Source organism: Chitinophaga sp. RAB17 (assembly GCF_052114225.1).
Lineage (GTDB): Bacteria > Bacteroidota > Bacteroidia > Chitinophagales > Chitinophagaceae > Chitinophaga.
Map to the genome: position 1 here is coordinate 493,066 of NZ_JBFREI010000006.1, position 18,798 is coordinate 511,863.

Sequence of the window (18,798 nt, forward strand, 5' to 3'; positions counted from 1 at the left end):
CGATGGCTTTTTGCTTTCCGCTTTATGCCTTCTGCTATTTTAAATATCTTCGTCCCACTTAAAGACGAGATGCATATGAAACACCTACGGCCTGTCATGTTTGTTGGTACTGCCTCTGATGTGGGCAAAAGTGTCATCACTGCTGGGTTTTGCCGTATTTTTAAACAGGATGGATACACACCGGCACCTTTCAAGGCGCAGAACATGTCTCTCAATAGCTATGCTACTCCCGATGGCCTGGAAATAGGCCGTGCGCAGGCGGTGCAGGCAGAAGCGGCAGGCGTACCCTGTCATACTGATATGAACCCTGTGCTGCTGAAACCTACCAATGATCAAACTGCCCAGCTGGTGCTGCATGGCAAACCCGCCGGTAACCAGTCTGCCTGGGAATACTTCATGGAAGATGATAAACGCGCCTTGTTTGAAGAGGTGAAGCAATCATTTAACCGGCTGTCTCACCAATATAACCCGGTGGTAATGGAAGGCGCCGGCAGTATCTCTGAACTCAATCTCCGGCAGAAAGATATCACCAATATGCGTATTGCGCTGCATGCCGGTGCTGCAGTATACCTCATTGCAGATATTGACCGCGGTGGCGTTTTTGGAAGCGTATATGGCACTATTGCCTTGTTGCCACCGGAAGAAAAAGCACTGATAAAAGGCATCATCATCAATAAATTCAGAGGTGATATCCGCTTGTTTGAAGATGGGCGTAAACTACTGGAAAGCCTTACTGGCGTGCCCGTAACAGGGGTATTGCCCTATTACCATGATATTTATATTGAGGAAGAAGATACCCTGGGACTATCGCTAAAGCATAAACGACAAACAACCGGCCGCGTAAATATAGCAGTAGTGCTGTTAAGACATATGTCTAACTTCACCGACTTCCATGCACTGGAGAAAGATGAGCGGGTACATCTTTTTTATACAGATAATCCGGCAGAACTGGCTACTGCTGATATTATTATACTACCCGGCAGTAAAAACACCATTGAAGATCTCATCGCTATCCGGAATAACGGTACGGCCCGTGCGATAACGGAAGCGCACAAACGAAATAAAGTGGTGATAGGTATCTGTGGTGGTTACCAGATGATGGGAGAGCAGGTGGCGGATCCATTCGGGGTGGAGGGACCAATGGCAAGTATCCCCGGACTGGGCATATTACCCGTAACAACCGTACTTACCAGGGAAAAAACTACGCAGCAACGTACGTTCCGTTACCGTCACCAGGAAAAAATATGCGAGGGATATGAAATCCATATGGGCGAAACCAGCACCCAAAAGCCTTCTCCACTCAATGAACTCACGAATGGTGCCTCAGATGGATATTTCCTCAGTCCTCAATGCTGGGGTACCTATCTGCATGGTATCCTTGACAATGATACCGTGGTAAGTGATTTATTGGCACAATGTGGGAAAGTGTCCGTGGTAAAGGATTTCGACTATCGGAGCTTTAAGGAAGCGCAATATAATAAACTGGCAACGCATATACGTGAACATCTGGATATTTCAGCTGTTTATAAGGCACTGGAATTATAACTTTATTGCATTATGATACAAGGACATGGAGATGATGGCTATCTGTTTGACCAGCCTGTTAAAATGGATTTTAGTTCAAATGTGTGGTATGGTGGCTTGCAGGAAGGACTGAAAACCCATCTCAGCAGCAGGATAGCGGGAATAGATCACTACCCGGACGCCGGCGCCGGGAAATTGCAGGCGCTGCTGGAAAAACAGGCGGGCCTGCCCGCCGGCAGCATCATGGTTACCAATGGAGCGACAGAAGCTATTTACCTGGTAGCACAGGCTTTTACAGGCGCCACGGCTACCGTAATAGCACCTACTTTTGCGGAGTATGCAGATGCCTGCAGTTTGTACCGGCACCAGGTGTTGTATATGTCATGGGATAAACTGACCCCTGATACCACCTTCAGCACCGATATGGTTTTTCTGTGTAATCCTAATAACCCTACCGGGCAAACGTTGGATGAGCATGCATTGCAACGACTTCTTCAGCTCAACAAACACACGGTATTTATTATTGACGAGGCTTATATTGAATTTACACTGGATGCAGCCAGTATGTTGCCACACCTGCATCGCTTACCTAATGTATTGGTGTTAAGATCCCTGACCAAGACTTGCTGTATTCCCGGGCTGCGCCTGGGGTATATTGCCGGCAGGAAACAACTGCTGGACCGGGTGCGCGCTTATAAAATGCCCTGGTCAGTCAACAGTCTCGCGCTGGAGGCAGGTTATTATATCCTGGATCATCTGAAACAATTTACACTGGATAAAGAGTCATTGTTGCAGGATACTTTTCATTTATGGGAAAGCATTCGTAAGATGCCGGAGTTTAAAGTAACGCCAACGCATACACATTTTTTTCTGTTCGAAACACTGACGGGTACTGCAGCTTCGCTGAAGGCCTGGCTGATGGAAAAACATGGTATCCTTATCCGGGATGCCTCCAATTTCTATGGCCTGGAACAAGGACATTGCCGCGTTGCCTGTCGCAGTGCCAACGATAATAAACTATTGACTACCGCATTGCGCCAATGGACCCTGTATTAAAATTCGTATTGCCGTTACTGTTAGGCTATGCCGCCGACCTGCTGCTGGGTGATCCCCGTAGCTGGCCGCATCCGGTAAAAGTATACGGTAAGCTGATTCAGCATGGTACCCAATGGCTGAATAATGGCATTGCCCGCTTCTGGAAAGGTACATTCCTTACACTCATATTGTGTATCGGGGTATACTGTTTTTTCTATTTTGCACAAGTGGGCTTATCACAATGGCCTGTGGCCTGGTATATTTTCAGTACGGTGTTTGTCTTTTTTGCTCTGGCCAACAAAAGCCTTCTGCAGGAAGGAAAAGAAGTATTTAATATACTGCATAAAGATGGGGTAGAAGCGGGGCGGGAACGACTGTCATGGATTGTAGGGAGAGACACTGCGCAGTTGTCTCCGCAGCAAATTCGTATTGCTGTCATGGAGTCAATGTCTGAAAATCTAAGTGATGGTGTGATAGCGCCACTTTGTTTTTATGCGGTGCTGGGACTTCCTGGTATGATGCTTTATAAAATGATCAACACGCTGGATTCCATGATAGGCTATAGGAATGAGCAATATCAGTACTTTGGCCGTTTTGCTGCCCGACTCGATGATGTAGCGAATTATATTCCGGCACGTATCACTGCTTTACTCATGATCCTGTTGTGGGGAAGCAGCCGTGCCTGGCACTACATGATCCGGTATGGATCCGCACATGCCAGTCCTAATTCAGGTTACCCGGAAGCTGCACTGGCAGGCATTCTTGATTGCCGTTTCGGAGGCCCAAATACTTACGGAGGGAAGGTCGTGCATAAACCCTATATCGGTGAAAATGAACGCAACATTGAACATGAAGAGTTTGTGAAAGTAATGTATATCAACCACGCAGTTACCTTCGTGATGATCATCTGTATTGTATCGGTCAAATATTATTTGCTATGGAATGTACAACAGCAATAGCCGTTATTTTTTTCTTTGTGTAGGAATGATCAGCGTTACCTTCACACCTTTACCACCTTTGTCTTTTTTGTCTGTAACAGCGATGGATGCGAGCTTCCCGGTTTGCTTGCTCAATATTTTTAAGCGCTCCTGGGTAATAATGCCGGAGAGAGAATTCTTTTCACGATCGTGTTTTTCTACGAGGCCAAGACCATTATCTTCAATAACGCAGTGGAGTAATTCATTGGTCAACAGCAGGGTGACGGTAATATGTCCTTTGTAGGGAAGGTTACGCATGCCGTGCTGGATGGCATTTTCAACAAAGGGCTGCATCAGCATGGGGGGAATAAAAACATCCATGTCTTCACAACCTTCAATGGGATAGATCTCATAATCAAAGACATTTCCAAAACGAATGGCCTGCAGGCTCAGATAGTTTTCCAGCGCTTCCACTTCCTGGTGCAGTTGTACCAGGTTGTGACGGGAGTTTTCGAGGTTCAGTCTTAACAACCGCGCAAATTTGTTCAGGTATTTAACGGATTTTTCTTTCTCATCATGCCGGATAAAACTTTGCAGCACGGCGAGCGTATTGAAAATAAAATGTGGTTCCATCTGACTGCGCAGTAGGCGCTGTTCCAGTTCTGTACTGTGTTGCAGCGTTCTCAGTTTTCGTTGTCTGATCAGTACAATGGTCAATGCAGCGCCTACCAGCAAAAGGATCCCAAAGATAAACAGGATGAGACGTTGCTGCCGCAGGATAATGGCCTGGTTATTATATTGCCGGCTGATATCAATTGTTTTATGTTGTTGCTCTTTCAGTTCATTGATCGCCTGCAGCTCCATTACCTTTTTCAGCTGTTGTTCTTCCATTTCCGTGAGCGACATATTGGAGGCGGAGTCGAGGTATATCACGGCATTTTTGTAGTCGCCGCTGGCATAGTAAATATTGTATAGAGAACTGTAGGCAGAACTTAGATCACCGGCATTTTCCGGATCCCTGGCTTTATCCACGGCTTTATTGATATAGAAGATAGCTTTAGGATAGTCCTTTTCTTCCATAAACATTTGCCCGTAGTTGACATATTCCCGGAAGGAAACTTTGTTCGCTCTTTCTTTGATATGAAAAGCCTGTACCATCAGACGATGGCCTTTTTGCATGTCGCCCATTTCTTCGTGCAACACACCCAACGCGGAGTATACGGTCGCAATTCTGATGGAATCAGGTTGCTTTAAGGCCAGTTGTAGTGCACTGTCTTCGTAATGAAGCGCCAGCTTATAGTCATGTTGGCGCTCGGCTATCCGCGACTGCGCTTCCATGAGATACGACATATAATAGTAATTTTTTTTGTCGGGGTATGCGGCGATGGCTTTGTCTGTATAGAGTTTGGCTTTGTCGTACACGCCATATCGGAAATGGATTTCGGCAGCCAGGTCGTACAGGCGGTATATTTCTGTATAATGAAACCGTTGGGCCAGTTCCAGTAGGGTATACATCCTGGAAAAGGTGCTGTCATCAATTTTCTTTTGCAGCTCCAGTCGCAAGAGTCCCATTTGCTGTAGCATATACAGTGATATATAGCGGCTGGTATCAACGGGAGTGGTCGGTAACATGCGCCGGTAGCTGATGGCAGCGGGTTTAGCGCTGTCTGCAAAATATTGTAGCCTGCCCAGCAGGTAATAATAAAGTCCTCGTCCCTGCTCTCCGGCCGCTATAGCAGCAGGTTGCAGGGCCAGCATTTTTTTCCGGGCAGCTGTACCGGAAAAACGCTCACCGGAATCTATCAGTTGTTTCAATGTGCTTATCACTGCCGGATCTGCGGTGGTGGGGGTGGAAGCAGGAGGCACGGGCTTATTTTGCCGGTTGCAACCAAGCAAACAGCAAAAGGCAATGATCAGTAATAAAATAAACCGGTAGGAAAAAAGCATGTATGCAATTTAATGTTCGCCGGTGAGAAACTGCCTGACGAACTCCCTTTTACGTGATGACACCGGGATTTCGCTACCTTCTTTCAATACCAGGATACCGTCTTTCAGAAAACGGTCGATAAAATGATGATTCACAATGTACGACTGATGGATACGTATAAACCAGTTTTCCGGCAACAGTTCCTCATATTCCTTGATAGGGCGGGATACCGTAACTTTTTTCTTGTCGGTTAAATGAAAAGTAGTGTAGCTGCCATCACTCTGGCAATATAATATTTCTTCAAAAGAAACCACCTGCAGATATTGATGGGAGCGGAGCACAATACGGTTATGCAATCCCGGTTTTTTATGGGCATCTGCCACTTCCAGCTGCAGCTTGTTATTGACAGGGCTTTCAGACTTTAAGCGGTGAAGGGTTTCAGATAACTCCTCTTCATCTACCGGCTTCAACAGGTAATCATATGCACCAAACTTAATGGCTTTGATCGCATGTTGATTATAGGCAGTAATAAAAATGATACGGAAGTTCCTCTCCGGAAACTGCTGTAACAGTTCAAATCCTGTTCCGTCAGACAGCTCAATGTCCAGTAACAGCAGATCCGGCTCTGTATTGGGAATAATTACCTTAGCTTCAGCAATACTACCACAACTACCCAGTACTATAAAATCCGGATAACGCTTCATCAGCCATTCAAGGTCCTTTCTGATTGCGGGTTCATCATCAATTATCAACGTACGGATCATAATTTCCTTTTAATTTCCAATGCTATTTCACAGGTAAGCGATAAACAGGTATCTAAAAGTAAGGGATTTTCACAGTCTTCTAAACTATGGGTTATAAACAGAGATGAGAGGCCGGTTAGATGCCCTGATTATTGGTGTTAACCAGGATGTTGGCTTCGTCTTCGAAAGATTTAAACTCATCCTTGCGGGTAGACTTAAACACCACTTTGATTAACAGCAACCCTATAATAACAGGGATGGCGCCGCCGAAGCTGATGATCAGCTGTTGGAAAATGAGGCTCAATACAACGGTGAAAAGGGCAAAGCCTGCCAGCATACCACCTATGATCCACATCACCGGTGGTATGAAATCCACCTGTAGATAATGTTGCTTATACCGCAGCAGGTATTTAAAATTGTCGTGCGGAATAATGATGGTCTGCGGACTCAAAAATGGCTTTTTCAGTTGCGCCTTTGGAAAGTGTTGCTGTACCTCTGAAAAGATCTGCTGTACACTTTTCGACTGTGAATTCGTAATCTGCATTTAAAAGGGATTTATTTATGGGTTTCTCAATAATGTCTTGTTTGTAATATGGCTGCAAAGTAAGATGGTCAACGGGTGCAAACAGGACGGAATCTATATCCGCTCACATATTCTATATATTCGCTGGCTTTAATTGGATGCGTTGATTGTTTTTTATCTTCGCCGCCATTGCCATCCGGTACATGAAGGGGTTAGTGCAAAAAACTATATACTTCCTGCATCCGTATTTATAGGAGTGCAATTGTAAAATCTTAGTATGAGCAGTAAAGAGGAAAAGATTAGTATTTTAAGTTGTGGCTGGCTGGGGAAACCACTGGCACTGCATTTACAGGCAGCGGGTTATCGGGTAAAAGGCGCCAGAACCAGCATGGAAGGAGTGAAGGAGCTCACTGCACTCGGATTGGAAGCTTACATGGTGATCTTATCTGAAGAAGTCCTGACCGGTCCCGATGAATTCTGGGACGCGGATATTCTGATCATTAATATTCCCCCCCGCAAGGAAAGAGGGATGGACGCGCATGTGACAGAAATAGCGCTGCTGCGCAGTTTTATAGAAACGACCAACATCAGTAAAGTGATTTTTGTGAGTTCTACTTCTGTTTATGCAGATGTAAACGGCCTGGTGACCGAGGAGAATGAGGTCATGCCAGATACACCCAACGGGCAGGCATTGCGGGCAGCGGAGGCCCTGTTGCTGGCGGCTGAGCGGTTTGAGACAACCGTGCTGCGCTTTGGCGGATTAATAGGTTACGATCGTTTACCCGATGCCCGCCGGATAATGGAAGGCAAAAGAATGAATGAACAGCCCATGAACGTAATCCACCGGGATGACTGTATTGGCGTTATCAGCCGGGTGATCAGCCAGGGCGCCTGGGGCGAGGTGTTCAATGCCTGCGCCAGCGGCCACCCGCAACGCAGCAATTATTACAAGGCCGCCGCCCAGGCACTCGGCGTAACAATGCCCCGCCGTTTGCCGGCACAGGAGGAACCCTATAAAATTGTGGGTTCCCGGAAGTTAAGGCACGTACTCGGCTACACGTTTAAATACGATGACCCGTTACTGGTTTTTGAAGAGATGAGGAAGATCAGGAAGTAGAGATATCTTTGCGGTAAATATCCAACCTATGCGCCAATACCTGCCCTACCTGTTTTCGTTCCGGCGACTTTTTCAGCTGGCGTGTATCTGTGGCTTCCCGCTTTTCATGTTGTTTACCATGACCTGGGGATTTGTAGATAGCTTGCCTATAATGGACAATGAGTACACCAGTGAGACGCTTATTGTTTGTGGTTTTCTTTACATGATAATTTCAGGACGTTTCTATACGAATCGTCCACACGTCTTTTTAATTTTTTTTACAATCGGTGAAGCTTGTCTGCTGGCAGGATTGGCTGCGCGGGTTTACTACTTGTATTATTCACCTTTTTACCCGGAGCGGGGTTACTAAAAAAATTTGTTTACATATATTAAAATCGCTATATTGTTATACTACCTCACTATAGCCAACGGGAGGTACGCCTGACCATAGAATATTTGTATCACCTAAACCTAATCAAAGCCGTGAATCTGCTGCTCCTTAGCCTGTTTGCCCTGGCATTATGGCTGATGTTCTCCCTCTACCGGAGTCACAATCGCAAAAAGGCCGAATTGCTTCTGCCTGTGAGATCTGCGAATATTGTAAAAATTCATAGTTACAAGTCTTTCGGCATTATTGCCACTATCAGGTTTAAGGATGACCTTACACCACAGATAGGGGACCGGTTACATGAAGAAGGAAACATTTATCAGATAACGGGCGTGGTCACGCCGGATGCCATACAGGAACAACCTAAAGACACCTGGGACTGTCGTCTGGTAAAAATCTAGCAATGGAATACCTCAAAATTTCCTGGCTTCATCGTTTTGAGGATGAACCGGTATTCCTATACAGTGAAATTGACGCACTGCGTTTTGAAAACCGGAAGATTGAAATATACCAGGATGGTAGCTTCGGCATTGCCAACAGTAATTTTCATTTTGGTGGTACCGCCTTATCGGATGTAGTGATGCCCGAAATAGAGGATATCTGCGAGGATAAGCACTTTATACCTGAACTGATTTCGCAGGCCGAATTTGAACTTATCTGGAATCAATATTATTATTTTTTGTCCTGACATAGCTGGTCCGTGATTTGCTGATGATCTGTAAAAGGATCTTATGAACGCTTTTATGATTAAAACATCCGGAGGCCGCTTCTACGTAAAGCCATATTCAGCCGAACGCTTTCTGGTAGATGTGGATGGCGAAGAAATTGTTATGGAGAAAGATGAAGATGGGTACGTACGTGCACCAGGCGCAACAGACCATGGTCACCGCTTAAATATGGGCTTGCTGAATAGCATCGCAGACCAGATTGCCAGGCAGACAGCGTAAAAAATCCACAAACCGGGGTTATTTGTGTGCCTCAAAAGCAGACAGATACTTATCAATATACAGCTCCTTGGTTTTTGTTTTATACTGCATCACGAAACGGGGATGCTCTAACGGTACGATTGTTTTGAAAAACTGCTCCTTCTCATTTAACGCCTGCAGGAATGCAGCATTTTTTCCGGTACCCATACAATAGCAAACATCACGACCGATATTCCATTGCAATTGTTCCTTTAAACTACTCACTATAAAAGCATAAGCCGCTTTTGTCAGTGCGGCGCTGTCATAATAATTATAATTTATTTCTTTCCCTCCCGGTTGAACCGAGGTAAAGCCAAGCGGGCAGATACTGCTGATATAAAAATGCTGGTAAAAGTTTTTCACGCCCCCGTATGCGTCTATTACATCATATACAAATACAGAAGAGGGTTCATGTGTTTTCAGTCCGGGGATCTCAATGCCACATTTATCCAGCATCCGCTTGGTATCTGTAAAGGGCACACCAGTAGATCCTGACCCCAATCTGCCAGGGTTAATACCCAGGATAAGTTGTCTGGGCTTTTTATCGTTATAAAACTTTTTATAGAATTGGGTCATAATGCCGGTAATCCCCGGTCCCTCCTGAAAAGGATTCAGGACACGTATACCCGCAGGCAGTTTGCCGGGAAAATGCAGATGGCTGTTGAATGCGATGATCTGATCCGCTATAGTCATTCCGCAATTTACGCCATTTGATGATGCCTCGTAATTTTCTCCAGGATATCCTCTTCCCGGTAAGGCTTCATGATATAATCATTCAATCCTGAGCGGAGGTACAGCGCAATATCATCTTCCATCACGTTGCCGGTAATGGCAATAATGGTGACTGCCGCTTTTTTCTTGTCGGGAAGTTCTCTGATCATACTGGTGAGCATCAGTCCATCTATGCCGGGTAAATCAATATCCGTCAGCACAAAATCGAAGGATTCACGCTGATATATTTCCAGCGCTTCCTCCGCAGAAGATACGATCAGGTAGGATGCCTGCATCCTGTCCAGCATCAGGGCCAGTAATTTCTGATTGAGGATGCTATCCTCCACTACTAACAATCTTATACCTGCCGGTACAACGGCGCTTGTAGATGTATTACTCACGGGGACAATAATTTTTTTAGTAGCAGGTGATGGTGTCATCAGCTGATACCGGATTTCAAAATAAAAAGTGGTGCCTTTGCCGGGGAGGCTCTCCACATGAATCTTACCGTTATGCAGATCAATGATTTTTTTGGAAATGTGTAATCCTAAACCACTGCCTTTATGATAATGGTTATTTCCCTGGGAGAAAGCGTCGAACACTAAAGGTAGTTCTTTATGTGAAATACCCGAACCGGTATCTTTTACACTTATCTGTAACAGGTTGTTGTCACGCATATGCGCAGTGACCGTTACGCTGCCTGTTTCTGTAAACTTAATCGCGTTGGCAATCAGGTTGATTAACACCTGCTTAAGCCGGAAAGCATCTCCCATCACCAGCAGGGTGCTTGGAAAATAAATATTGACTTCCAGCGGGAGAGATTTCATTTCGGCCTGTACCGCCAGGGTATTACATACTTCTTCAATGGCGGTCCGGGGCGCAAATTTTTCCAGCCGGAGTATCGGTTCGGCTGTTTCCATGCGCGTATAGTCAAGCACGTTATTCACCACCTGCAACAGCAGATCAGCCGAATGTCGTATAGCCGATACCGTTTCCGGTGTTTTTCCCTGTTCGAGCAGCCAGGTATAACCGAGTATAGACTGCACCGGTGTACGGATTTCATGGCTGATAGTAGCAGCGAAATCACTTTTCTGCTCTGCAAATTTCTCTGCCTGCTGCTTCGCCTTCAATAAAGCCAGGTCGTAACGGTACAAGCGTATAATACCATATATAATGATACCTGCCATCAACAGTATTAAAGGGATTTCCCAATAATTGTGTTTATCCAGCTTATAAAGAGAATGGTCAATGTCCTGCCCCAGCTGTAACCGCTTTTTGTCTGTTTCGTCCAGCATGTTTTGTTTCAGTGCTGCCATGAGGTGCAACAGTTCTGTAAACAACCGCTCATTGGCCACTACCAGCGCATATTCTTTCTGTTTCAGGTTATTATGACTGTCTGTAGCATCTTTTATAAATTTATTGTAGGCGTCCTGGATTTTCTGCAGCTGCTCCCGTGTAAATGCTTTGCCATTGGCATTTGTATCGTATTGTACAATCTTTACCTGCTTGCTGGTTTGCTGGATATTGGGTTTGTTGTTGATAGCATCTTTGATACGGCCAAACAGTTTCTTTTTGCCTTTGGTATGGGCTGTTTCAGTGGTCACCACCGTATCCGCCTGCCGCCGGGGTTGCGGTAATTTTATATTGCCTAACTGCTGCAGGGGCAGGGGAGTAGTGGCGGTATCCCATACCTGCGATAACTGTAACAGGGAATCTACGTATAGCCGTGTCTGTAAAAACAACTGCGACTTCCGGGCCTTGTCCGCCAGTAGTGCTTCCATTTGCCGCTCATCCTGCCTGGAATTCACCGCACTGTCGAGATGCTCGGTAATGCGCTTCAGCTGACCGACATAACTATTTAAATAATTCCTGTCAAAAGTGAGGGTGTAGATACGAAAATTGTTATCCGCTGCGTATAATAACTGTACCGCCTGGTCGATATGACCAGCATCTGTTTTGGTAGCCACAAGGTTTTTAACAACAATGCCTAACTGTTGGGATTCCCGTTTCCGTAAAAAGATGATCATGAAAAATGTCATCAGCACCAAAACCATTATCGTTAGCACAGCATAGCGTACAAAGGTCTTTTTTTCCTGAATTTTATACATCGTTACATTATGATTGGATGTTGGCCGGCAGTCCTTCCGGACTGCGCACGAAAATAAATGATTTTATTGGCCGTAACTAATAGATAATCAATGTAAAACAATGAATATAGGTATATATTTTCCCCTGAATTGCATATGTATTGTTTTATTTAATACATTATATTTTTTTACTTATTAAAAGATTAATATTCCGTGGAATCTGTTTTTTAATTCATGATATTTATAATATCTTTTGTCACAAGGAAAGCTCAATATTGATTTTTGTATTATTGTTGCGTTATAATATTTTTCCTCAATGCACTATCTGAAAAACTGTTTTATCACCTGTTTATTATTTTTTGCATTACTACCATTTACCTATAGTCAATCAGTTTATCCGGATCCGCAGTATAAATTTGTAGCAGGTCCGGGGACGTTACAGGATCGTAATTTTTATCTGTTTACCCTCCTGGAACGACTACCAGGCCTACCTTCGCTCCTGGCTAAAGATAGCAGCCTGCAGGCACTCCGGAATCAGTATAAACAACGTATATCCCATCCCGTGAGTAACGGGGAAAATCCCGCTGTGCTGTTATTTTCCGATGCAAGCATCCAACAGGTAAGCAGCGCTTTCACCAGGTTGTTACAACAAAACCCGGCGCCGTTTGTCCGATTGTTGCGGGAAATGCGTGGCAGTGGCCTGTTTGAACTGCATGCACGTAAAAGTGATGGAGAATTTCTGAACGCAGCCTGGAAAGATGCAGCCGATGGTGTTAACTATATCATCAATGCCTATACGAATGGTACCGGCCTGCGGTACCCGGTAATTGATTCAGCATTGTTGTATGTACATTCACCTGCCTATAAAGCCGGCGTGCAGCATTTGCTGGCGCAGGTAGAGGAGAAGGACAGGCAGGATGATTTGTTTTTTCAGCCATCGCTGCAGCTGGCACTTGGATTACTTACTCTTAGCCACCGCGATGAAGCTGCCCGCTATGAGCCTATGTCGGCCACTAACGGAGACGCCTATAGGCAAATAAAGAAAACCGACTGGAGTAAATATCCCTATCCAGTCATGCTGATCCTGGGAGCCAGCCCGGTAGCCAAAGAAGTGCTGAGCGAAACCGGGAAAAGCCGTTGCCGCACCGGTGCAGGCTTATATCAAAAAGGCCTCGCACCCTTTATTATTGTTTCCGGTGGGCATGTAAGACCAGTAGGCACCCCTTATTCGGAGGCGGTAGAAATGAAGAAGTACCTGGTCAACGAGTTGAAAATACCCGCTGCTGCAGTCATGATAGACCCTTATGCGAGACATACCACCACCAACGTGCGTAACGCTGTACGCATTGCATGGAGAAGCGGTATCCCGGTCAACAAACGGATGTTATGCGTATCTGATGCGATGCACCTGGTATATGTTACCAGCCCGCTGTTTAAGCAACGCTGTATGACCGAACTGGGATATATGCCTGCGGCAGACATCGAACAAACAGATCTTTATTATTTGTCGTTCGTACCAGACCTTCGTTCCCTGCAGGTTAATACCTTCGATCCACTGGATCCCTGATACACAATATTTTGTTCACTTATTCGTCTTCCATATAAACCTTACAACACAAAATTATGTCTGATCAATCTATCCAGCCCTTGTATACTATCCTCGGAGCAGGGGGCATTATCGCTAATGAACTGGCTGCAGAGCTCGTGAATAATAAAAAACGGGTTCGCCTGGTAAGTCGCTCCCCCAAGTCAATTGCGGGCATTACCGACCTGGTTGGGGCTGATATCACGGATTACGAACAAACAAAAAATGCGGTAAAAGGAAGCAGCATCGTTTTCCTCACGGCAGGTTTGAAATATGACATCAAAGTATGGAGCGATGCGTGGCCTAAGATCATGACCAACGTGATCAATGCCTGTAAAGAAGCCGGCGCCAAACTGATTTTCTTTGATAACGTATATTCTTACGGGTTAGTAAATGGCCCTATGAAAGAAGATACTCCTTATCAGCCTTCGAGCAAAAAAGGGATCATTCGTGCGGCCATTGCCAAACAACTGATGGACGAAGTAAAAGCAGGTAAAATCACTGCTACCATAGCGCGGGCTGCCGATTTCTACGGCCCGGGCGCCGATAAAACAGGCTTCCTGAACATCCTGATCATCGATAAATTTAAAAAGAACAGCTCAGCCATGTGGCTGGGAAAAGATAACCAGACGCATAGCTACACCTTCACACCAGATGCTGCGAAAGGCTTATACCTGCTTTCCCAGGATGATACTTCCTGGAACCAGGTATGGCATTTACCTACTGCCAATCCAGCACCGGATGGTAAAGGCTATGTAAACCTGATTGCTACCCAAATGGGCGTAAAGCCCAAATATATGAAGCTGGGCAGCTTTATGTTAACACTCTCCGGATTGTTCGATGCCACCATCAGAGAAATGAAGGAAATGCTTTATCAGAGCAACTATCCATACATACTGGACTCTTCAAAATTTGAAAAGCACTTTCATGTAAAACCCACTTCCTATGAAGAAGGGATCCGTTTAACACTGGCAAAACAGTAGTCTACTAATTTTGTAGGAAAATAAATTTGGTAGTTAATTTTTCTGCATTATCTTTGCGTCAGTTCTTTAAATAGCTTATCAAGAAAGGAGGAGGGACATGGCCCGACGATACCTTAGCAACCATCACTGCGCAAGCAGTGAAAGGTGCTGCATCCATCCCGGTTTAATTACCAGGAAAGATAAGTCAGATTCTAAGTTTTACTATACATTATTATCTATATAATGATAAAACTCATCTGGCTCCCAGGTGAGTTTTTTTTATGCCCCGGCCTACCCTTGATATGCTCATTTAACGGACCTGTTTAATCAATTTTCATCAAACTAAAAATCAAAAAACAGATGAGCACAATTACTGAACTGATCCACTCTATTCCCGTAGACCCTCACACCGGCGCCATTGCTGTGCCTATTTATCAAACTTCTACGTTTGTGCAGGAAGCACCCGGCGTCAATAAAGGATATGACTATGCCCGCTCCAATAATCCTACCCGCGAAACAGCCGAGAAGATTATTGCCAAACTGGAAGGTGGTGCCACCGCATCCTTGTTCTCCAGCGGGTTGGCAGCCATTGATGCGGTTATCAAACTGCTTAAATCCGGTGATGAAATTGTAGCGGTAGATGATATCTATGGCGGCGCTTTCCGCCTCTTTAATAAAGTATATGAGAAGTTTGGTATCAAAGTAAGTTACGTGGATACATCAGATACCCAGGCGGTCTTTAATGCTATTACGCCCGCTACCCGTTTAATATGGCTGGAAACACCCACCAATCCCACATTGAAAATCTCCGATATCGCTGCTATTGGCCGTATTGCAAAGGCTCATAATTGTTTGTTTTGTGTAGATAATACTTTCGCTTCCCCCGTATTGCAAAAGCCATTGGAGCTGGGCGCTGACCTGGTGATACACAGTGCTACCAAGTACCTCGGCGGACATAGCGACCTGATTGCAGGCGTGGTCGTTGCTAAAACAATACCACTGGGAGAGGAGATTAAATTTTACCAGAATGCCTGTGGGGCTATTCTGTCGCCCTTCGACAGTTTCCTGCTGATACGTGGTATTGAAACACTGCACCTGCGCATTAAACAACATGGCATCAATGCACAGGCGCTGGCAGCATACCTGGAGAAACATCCGGCAGTAGAAAAAGTATTCTATCCCGGCTTGCCTTCCCATAAAGGGCATGAGCTGGCAAAGCAGCAGAGTAAAGGGTTTGGAGGTATTATTTCTTTTACATTGAAAGATGATACCACGGAAGCAGCTACAGCATTTGTTACCTCTACTCACTACTTCAAGCTGGCAGAAAGTCTGGGTGGTATCAAGAGCTTACTTTGTCATCCGGCAGCAATGACCCATAAATCTATTCCTGCAGAAAAAAGAAGAGCGGCCGGCGTGAGCGATAGCCTGATCCGTTTGTCGGTAGGACTGGAAGAAACAGCCGATCTGCTGGCCGACCTGGAGCAGGCCTTTACGAAACTGCCGGTGCCCGCCCACGCAGAAAGCGTGTTGTCAGCATAGCCGCTACGTTGTCGCCGGTAGCATTGAGAATGGTTGCCAGCGGATCTACGAGTGTACCGATAATCATCAGCGGTGGCAAGGCTTCTATCGGGAATCCATAGATGCTCATCACCAGCAGCTCACCGATATAGCCGCCATTGGGGATGCCGCCTTCCACTATGCTGGCGATAACAGTAACGCCCAGGGCCATCAGGACAACGGAAGGACTGTCGAAACTTTTACCAAACATGGCAAATACTACCGCCATTTTTATAATAGAAGAAATACTGGAGCCATCTTTATGCAGGGTGGCTCCAAGCGGCACCACCACATTACCAATATCCTGCGGGACACCCATTTTGGCCACCGCTTCGAGGTTGGCCGGAATAGTAGCAATGCTGCTGCCCGTGCCTACTGCCGTAAGGGTAGGTATAATATTATTTTTCCAGAAGATTTTAATACCAGGAATTCCTCCGGCCACAAACGCATACAGACTGAATCCGAATATAAAGTAGAAGATACCGAAGCCATAATAGATACCCAGGGAATGTGCGTAGGTGCCAAACAGTTGAGGGCCTACGGTGCCTACCTGGTAAGCGAAATAAGCGCCCAAACCAACAGGTCCCAGTTTCATGATCACGCCTAGCACTTCTTTCATCACTTCATTGCCGGAATACAAAAATTGCCGGAAAGCTTTGCCGGCCTCGCCTACACGCATGGCCGCAAACCCGGTGAGGCCGGAAAAAATGATGAAAGGCAGCATGTTTTTGCGCGATAATAATTCATAAAACTCACCCACTGTGAGTAATCTGCTCAACTGTTCCCCCCAGTTGCCCGGCTGCTCTATGTTGATGTTTTTTGATAGGGCTACCTGCTGGTGGATAGGGAATAACCATACTGCCACAATGGTCAAAAAAGCAGATATCAGAATGGTACTGAGGAATACCAGCGACATCATGCCCAATATTCGCCCCAGTTTATTGCCGGCATCGATATGTGCAATGGCATTTGCAATACAGAAAAATACCAGCGGTATGATTACGGTGAACAACAGGTTCAAAAAAATATCGCCTATCGGCTTTATAATGACTACCTTTTCTCCGAATATAAGCCCGGCAATACTGCCGGCTATGATACCTGCCAACAGCCAGAACATGCTGCTGTACGTTTTAAGGAATCCCATGAATGAAATTTATATTATACAAGATAGCCAAATGTATCTGATCATTGAACAATCAGACATGATTATTGTTTATGCTCATAGCAAACCAATATGTTAGTCATGAAAAGCTTGCTGCTCTGTTTGTTGCTGCCCTTTTTTTTCCAGGACCGATCCTACACCATAGGAGAGGTGATGCGCAATGCCAGGCAACTGCAAAGTGACAGCATACCGGTTAAAATTACCGGTTATGTGACGAAAAAACTACGCGACAATAATTACCTGTTTGAAGACAAAACTGCAGAAATTCAGATAGATATTGACCCCAGGTATCTCCCCCGCAAGCCATTCAACGACAGAGATGCGGTGACCATCAAGGCCCTGGTAAAATACGAAATCAACAAACCCATTACTCTTAAGGTAAATCAGGCGGTTAATAACGATTAACGGAGATGACTATATGATTTTTACCACGAAGCTGTAAATACTCTTCATACTTACCAGGATCACAATCACCGCTACCGCTACCATAATGGTTTTGGCAGAAATTTTATTGGATACCTTTGCTGCAATAGGAGAGGCAATAGCACTGCCTACTACCAGCCCCAGTACGGCGTCCCAGTGCACATGATAAAGCACGGTGATGAAAGTGAGGGAGCTGAGCATAGCAATAAAAAAGCGGGTAGCCTTTACCGTGCCCAGTGAAAAACGGGGGTGTCTGCCGCCGGCAATCAGCGATGATAATACAATAGAACCCCAGCCGCCGCCGCCAATAGCGTCTATAAAACCGCCACCAAAGCCCAGCAAGCCAATTCTCTTTATTTTTTTGGTGACATGTTTTTTGCGTTGTGCCCGAACAGCCCGCAACAGGATCACAGTACCCAGTATCAGTGTATACAGCGATACCAATGGTTTGGTATACATTGCATAATGTTCCAGGGAAGATAACAGGTAAGCACCTATCACCGCTCCGGCAATACCCGGCAATATCAGTATTTTGAAAAGCTTTTTGTTGACATTGCCCATCCGCTGATGCATCCAGCCTGCAATGCCGCAGCTCAGGATCTCAGAAATATGTACTGCCGTACTGGCGGATGCCGGAGGAATGCCCATGGACAGGGAAAAAGTAGTGGAAGTAATGCCGTAAGACATGCCTATGGCGCCATCAATCATGGCAAATATAAAACCAGCTATCAGAAAATAATAAAAAGTAGGAGGTACATCTTCCACATAGGTGCGGAATGCAGGTGATTGCCACCAGGAGATACCCAATATAATCACCAATAACAAAATACCCCCCAAACCGTATATCCAGCGCTGTTTTTTGTAAGCACGGCTTTCGTTGGCGTTGCTGTTTTCGGGTGGCAATGATGCCTTTGATGCTGCTGTGGTCGTGGTTACCGTGGTAACCAGGGTGGTAAGTTCTTTCTCCATTTTTTATAATGTGCCGGCCTTAATTCACCACAAAATACATAAACTCTATGAAATAAGTAGACTACTTACGAAAAAATTACGAATTATGAATTACGAATTACGGATCTGTAGGGAGATCATTTATGGAAGAATTTCCCTACAGATCCGTAATTGGTAATTCATAATTCGTAATTCCCCAAAATACTCCAACGTATAAAAATTGATTTACCTATATTTGGGGTTGC

19 protein-coding genes and 1 riboswitch are annotated in these 18,798 nt (G+C 45.3%); of the genes, 12 read left to right on the plus strand and 7 right to left on the minus strand.

The window, feature by feature from the left end; all coding sequences use genetic code 11:
• Window positions 1-75: 75 nt before the first annotated feature.
• Genes AB4Z08_RS21580 through cbiB form a run of 3 tightly spaced genes read left to right on the plus strand, consistent with a single transcriptional unit; the run spans window position 76 to window position 3,518 of the window.
• On the plus strand, window positions 76-1,545 hold the full coding sequence (locus AB4Z08_RS21580; protein WP_441575856.1) for a cobyric acid synthase: 1,470 nt from the start codon (window positions 76-78) through the stop codon (window positions 1,543-1,545).
• Between the two features lie 12 nt (window positions 1,546-1,557).
• On the plus strand, window positions 1,558-2,580 hold the full coding sequence (locus AB4Z08_RS21585) for a pyridoxal phosphate-dependent aminotransferase (protein ID WP_441575857.1): 1,023 nt from the start codon (window positions 1,558-1,560) through the stop codon (window positions 2,578-2,580).
• Entirely contained in the window at window positions 2,565-3,518 is a 954-nt protein-coding gene (gene cbiB, locus AB4Z08_RS21590; protein WP_441575858.1) for an adenosylcobinamide-phosphate synthase CbiB, read from the plus strand. Before AB4Z08_RS21585 ends, cbiB begins: the two co-directional genes overlap by 16 nt.
• A gap of 3 nt (window positions 3,519-3,521) precedes the next feature.
• Here cbiB and AB4Z08_RS21595 read toward each other — a convergent pair whose 3' ends face one another.
• The 3 genes from AB4Z08_RS21595 to AB4Z08_RS21605 form a co-directional block, all read right to left on the minus strand.
• On the minus strand, window positions 3,522-5,423 hold the full coding sequence (locus AB4Z08_RS21595; RefSeq protein WP_441575859.1) for a tetratricopeptide repeat-containing sensor histidine kinase: 1,902 nt from the start codon (window positions 5,421-5,423) through the stop codon (window positions 3,522-3,524).
• Between the two features lie 9 nt (window positions 5,424-5,432).
• Window positions 5,433-6,167: a LytR/AlgR family response regulator transcription factor gene (locus tag AB4Z08_RS21600; RefSeq protein WP_441575860.1), complete on the minus strand. Its 735-nt coding sequence runs from the start codon at window positions 6,165-6,167 to the stop codon at window positions 5,433-5,435.
• 115 nt (window positions 6,168-6,282) lie between these two features.
• A complete protein-coding gene (locus AB4Z08_RS21605; protein WP_441575861.1) occupies window positions 6,283-6,690 on the minus strand; it encodes a hypothetical protein in 408 nt (135 codons plus the stop codon).
• 256 nt (window positions 6,691-6,946) lie between these two features.
• Here AB4Z08_RS21605 and AB4Z08_RS21610 point away from each other — a divergent pair, with 256 nt between their 5' ends.
• From AB4Z08_RS21610 to AB4Z08_RS21630, 5 genes are all read left to right on the plus strand, one after another.
• On the plus strand, window positions 6,947-7,786 hold the full coding sequence (locus AB4Z08_RS21610; protein ID WP_441575862.1) for an SDR family NAD(P)-dependent oxidoreductase: 840 nt from the start codon (window positions 6,947-6,949) through the stop codon (window positions 7,784-7,786).
• A gap of 28 nt (window positions 7,787-7,814) precedes the next feature.
• Entirely contained in the window at window positions 7,815-8,135 is a 321-nt protein-coding gene (locus AB4Z08_RS21615) for a hypothetical protein (RefSeq protein ID WP_441575863.1), read from the plus strand.
• A gap of 113 nt (window positions 8,136-8,248) precedes the next feature.
• Window positions 8,249-8,554, plus strand: coding sequence for a hypothetical protein (locus tag AB4Z08_RS21620; protein WP_441575864.1), 306 nt, complete (start codon window positions 8,249-8,251; stop codon window positions 8,552-8,554).
• Between the two features lie 2 nt (window positions 8,555-8,556).
• Complete coding sequence (locus tag AB4Z08_RS21625) at window positions 8,557-8,841, plus strand: DUF6881 domain-containing protein (protein ID WP_441575865.1); 285 nt, start codon at window positions 8,557-8,559, stop codon at window positions 8,839-8,841.
• Window positions 8,842-8,884: 43 nt separating this feature from the next.
• Window positions 8,885-9,100, plus strand: a complete 216-nt coding sequence (locus tag AB4Z08_RS21630) for a hypothetical protein (RefSeq protein WP_441575866.1) — start codon at window positions 8,885-8,887, stop codon at window positions 9,098-9,100.
• Window positions 9,101-9,118: 18 nt separating this feature from the next.
• On the opposite strand, the gene AB4Z08_RS21635 is transcribed toward AB4Z08_RS21630, so the two are convergent.
• On the minus strand, window positions 9,119-9,811 hold the full coding sequence (locus tag AB4Z08_RS21635; RefSeq protein ID WP_441575867.1) for a uracil-DNA glycosylase family protein: 693 nt from the start codon (window positions 9,809-9,811) through the stop codon (window positions 9,119-9,121).
• Window positions 9,812-9,819: 8 nt separating this feature from the next.
• Window positions 9,820-11,868: an ATP-binding protein gene (locus tag AB4Z08_RS21640; protein ID WP_441575868.1), complete on the minus strand. Its 2,049-nt coding sequence runs from the start codon at window positions 11,866-11,868 to the stop codon at window positions 9,820-9,822.
• Window positions 11,869-12,232: 364 nt separating this feature from the next.
• On the opposite strand from AB4Z08_RS21640, the gene AB4Z08_RS21645 reads away from it, so the two are divergent.
• The 3 genes from AB4Z08_RS21645 to AB4Z08_RS21655 all read left to right on the plus strand — a co-directional run bounded on the left by AB4Z08_RS21645 (window position 12,233) and on the right by AB4Z08_RS21655 (window position 16,002).
• Window positions 12,233-13,483 carry a YdcF family protein gene (locus AB4Z08_RS21645; RefSeq protein ID WP_441575869.1) on the plus strand — a complete coding sequence of 417 codons (1,251 nt, stop codon included), beginning with the start codon at window positions 12,233-12,235 and terminating at the stop codon, window positions 13,481-13,483.
• 56 nt (window positions 13,484-13,539) lie between these two features.
• Window positions 13,540-14,484 carry an NAD-dependent epimerase/dehydratase family protein gene (locus AB4Z08_RS21650; protein ID WP_441575870.1) on the plus strand — a complete coding sequence of 315 codons (945 nt, stop codon included), beginning with the start codon at window positions 13,540-13,542 and terminating at the stop codon, window positions 14,482-14,484.
• Window positions 14,485-14,556: 72 nt separating this feature from the next.
• Window positions 14,557-14,670, plus strand: a riboswitch (SAM riboswitch).
• A 153-nt stretch (window positions 14,671-14,823) separates the two neighbouring features.
• Window positions 14,824-16,002, plus strand: coding sequence for a trans-sulfuration enzyme family protein (locus AB4Z08_RS21655; protein ID WP_441575871.1), 1,179 nt, complete (start codon window positions 14,824-14,826; stop codon window positions 16,000-16,002).
• On the opposite strand, the gene AB4Z08_RS21660 is transcribed toward AB4Z08_RS21655, so the two are convergent.
• Window positions 15,953-17,164: a dicarboxylate/amino acid:cation symporter gene (locus tag AB4Z08_RS21660; protein ID WP_441575872.1), complete on the minus strand. Its 1,212-nt coding sequence runs from the start codon at window positions 17,162-17,164 to the stop codon at window positions 15,953-15,955. The genes AB4Z08_RS21655 and AB4Z08_RS21660 overlap by 50 nt on opposite strands.
• Before the next feature lie 99 nt (window positions 17,165-17,263).
• Between AB4Z08_RS21660 and AB4Z08_RS21665 the strand changes: the two genes are divergently transcribed.
• Window positions 17,264-17,587 (plus strand): NirD/YgiW/YdeI family stress tolerance protein, encoded by a 324-nt coding sequence (locus AB4Z08_RS21665; RefSeq protein WP_441575873.1) that lies wholly within the window; start codon window positions 17,264-17,266, stop codon window positions 17,585-17,587.
• A gap of 9 nt (window positions 17,588-17,596) precedes the next feature.
• Here AB4Z08_RS21665 and AB4Z08_RS21670 read toward each other — a convergent pair whose 3' ends face one another.
• Window positions 17,597-18,574, minus strand: a complete 978-nt coding sequence (locus tag AB4Z08_RS21670; protein WP_441575874.1) for a sulfite exporter TauE/SafE family protein — start codon at window positions 18,572-18,574, stop codon at window positions 17,597-17,599.
• Window positions 18,575-18,798: the final 224 nt, after the last annotated feature.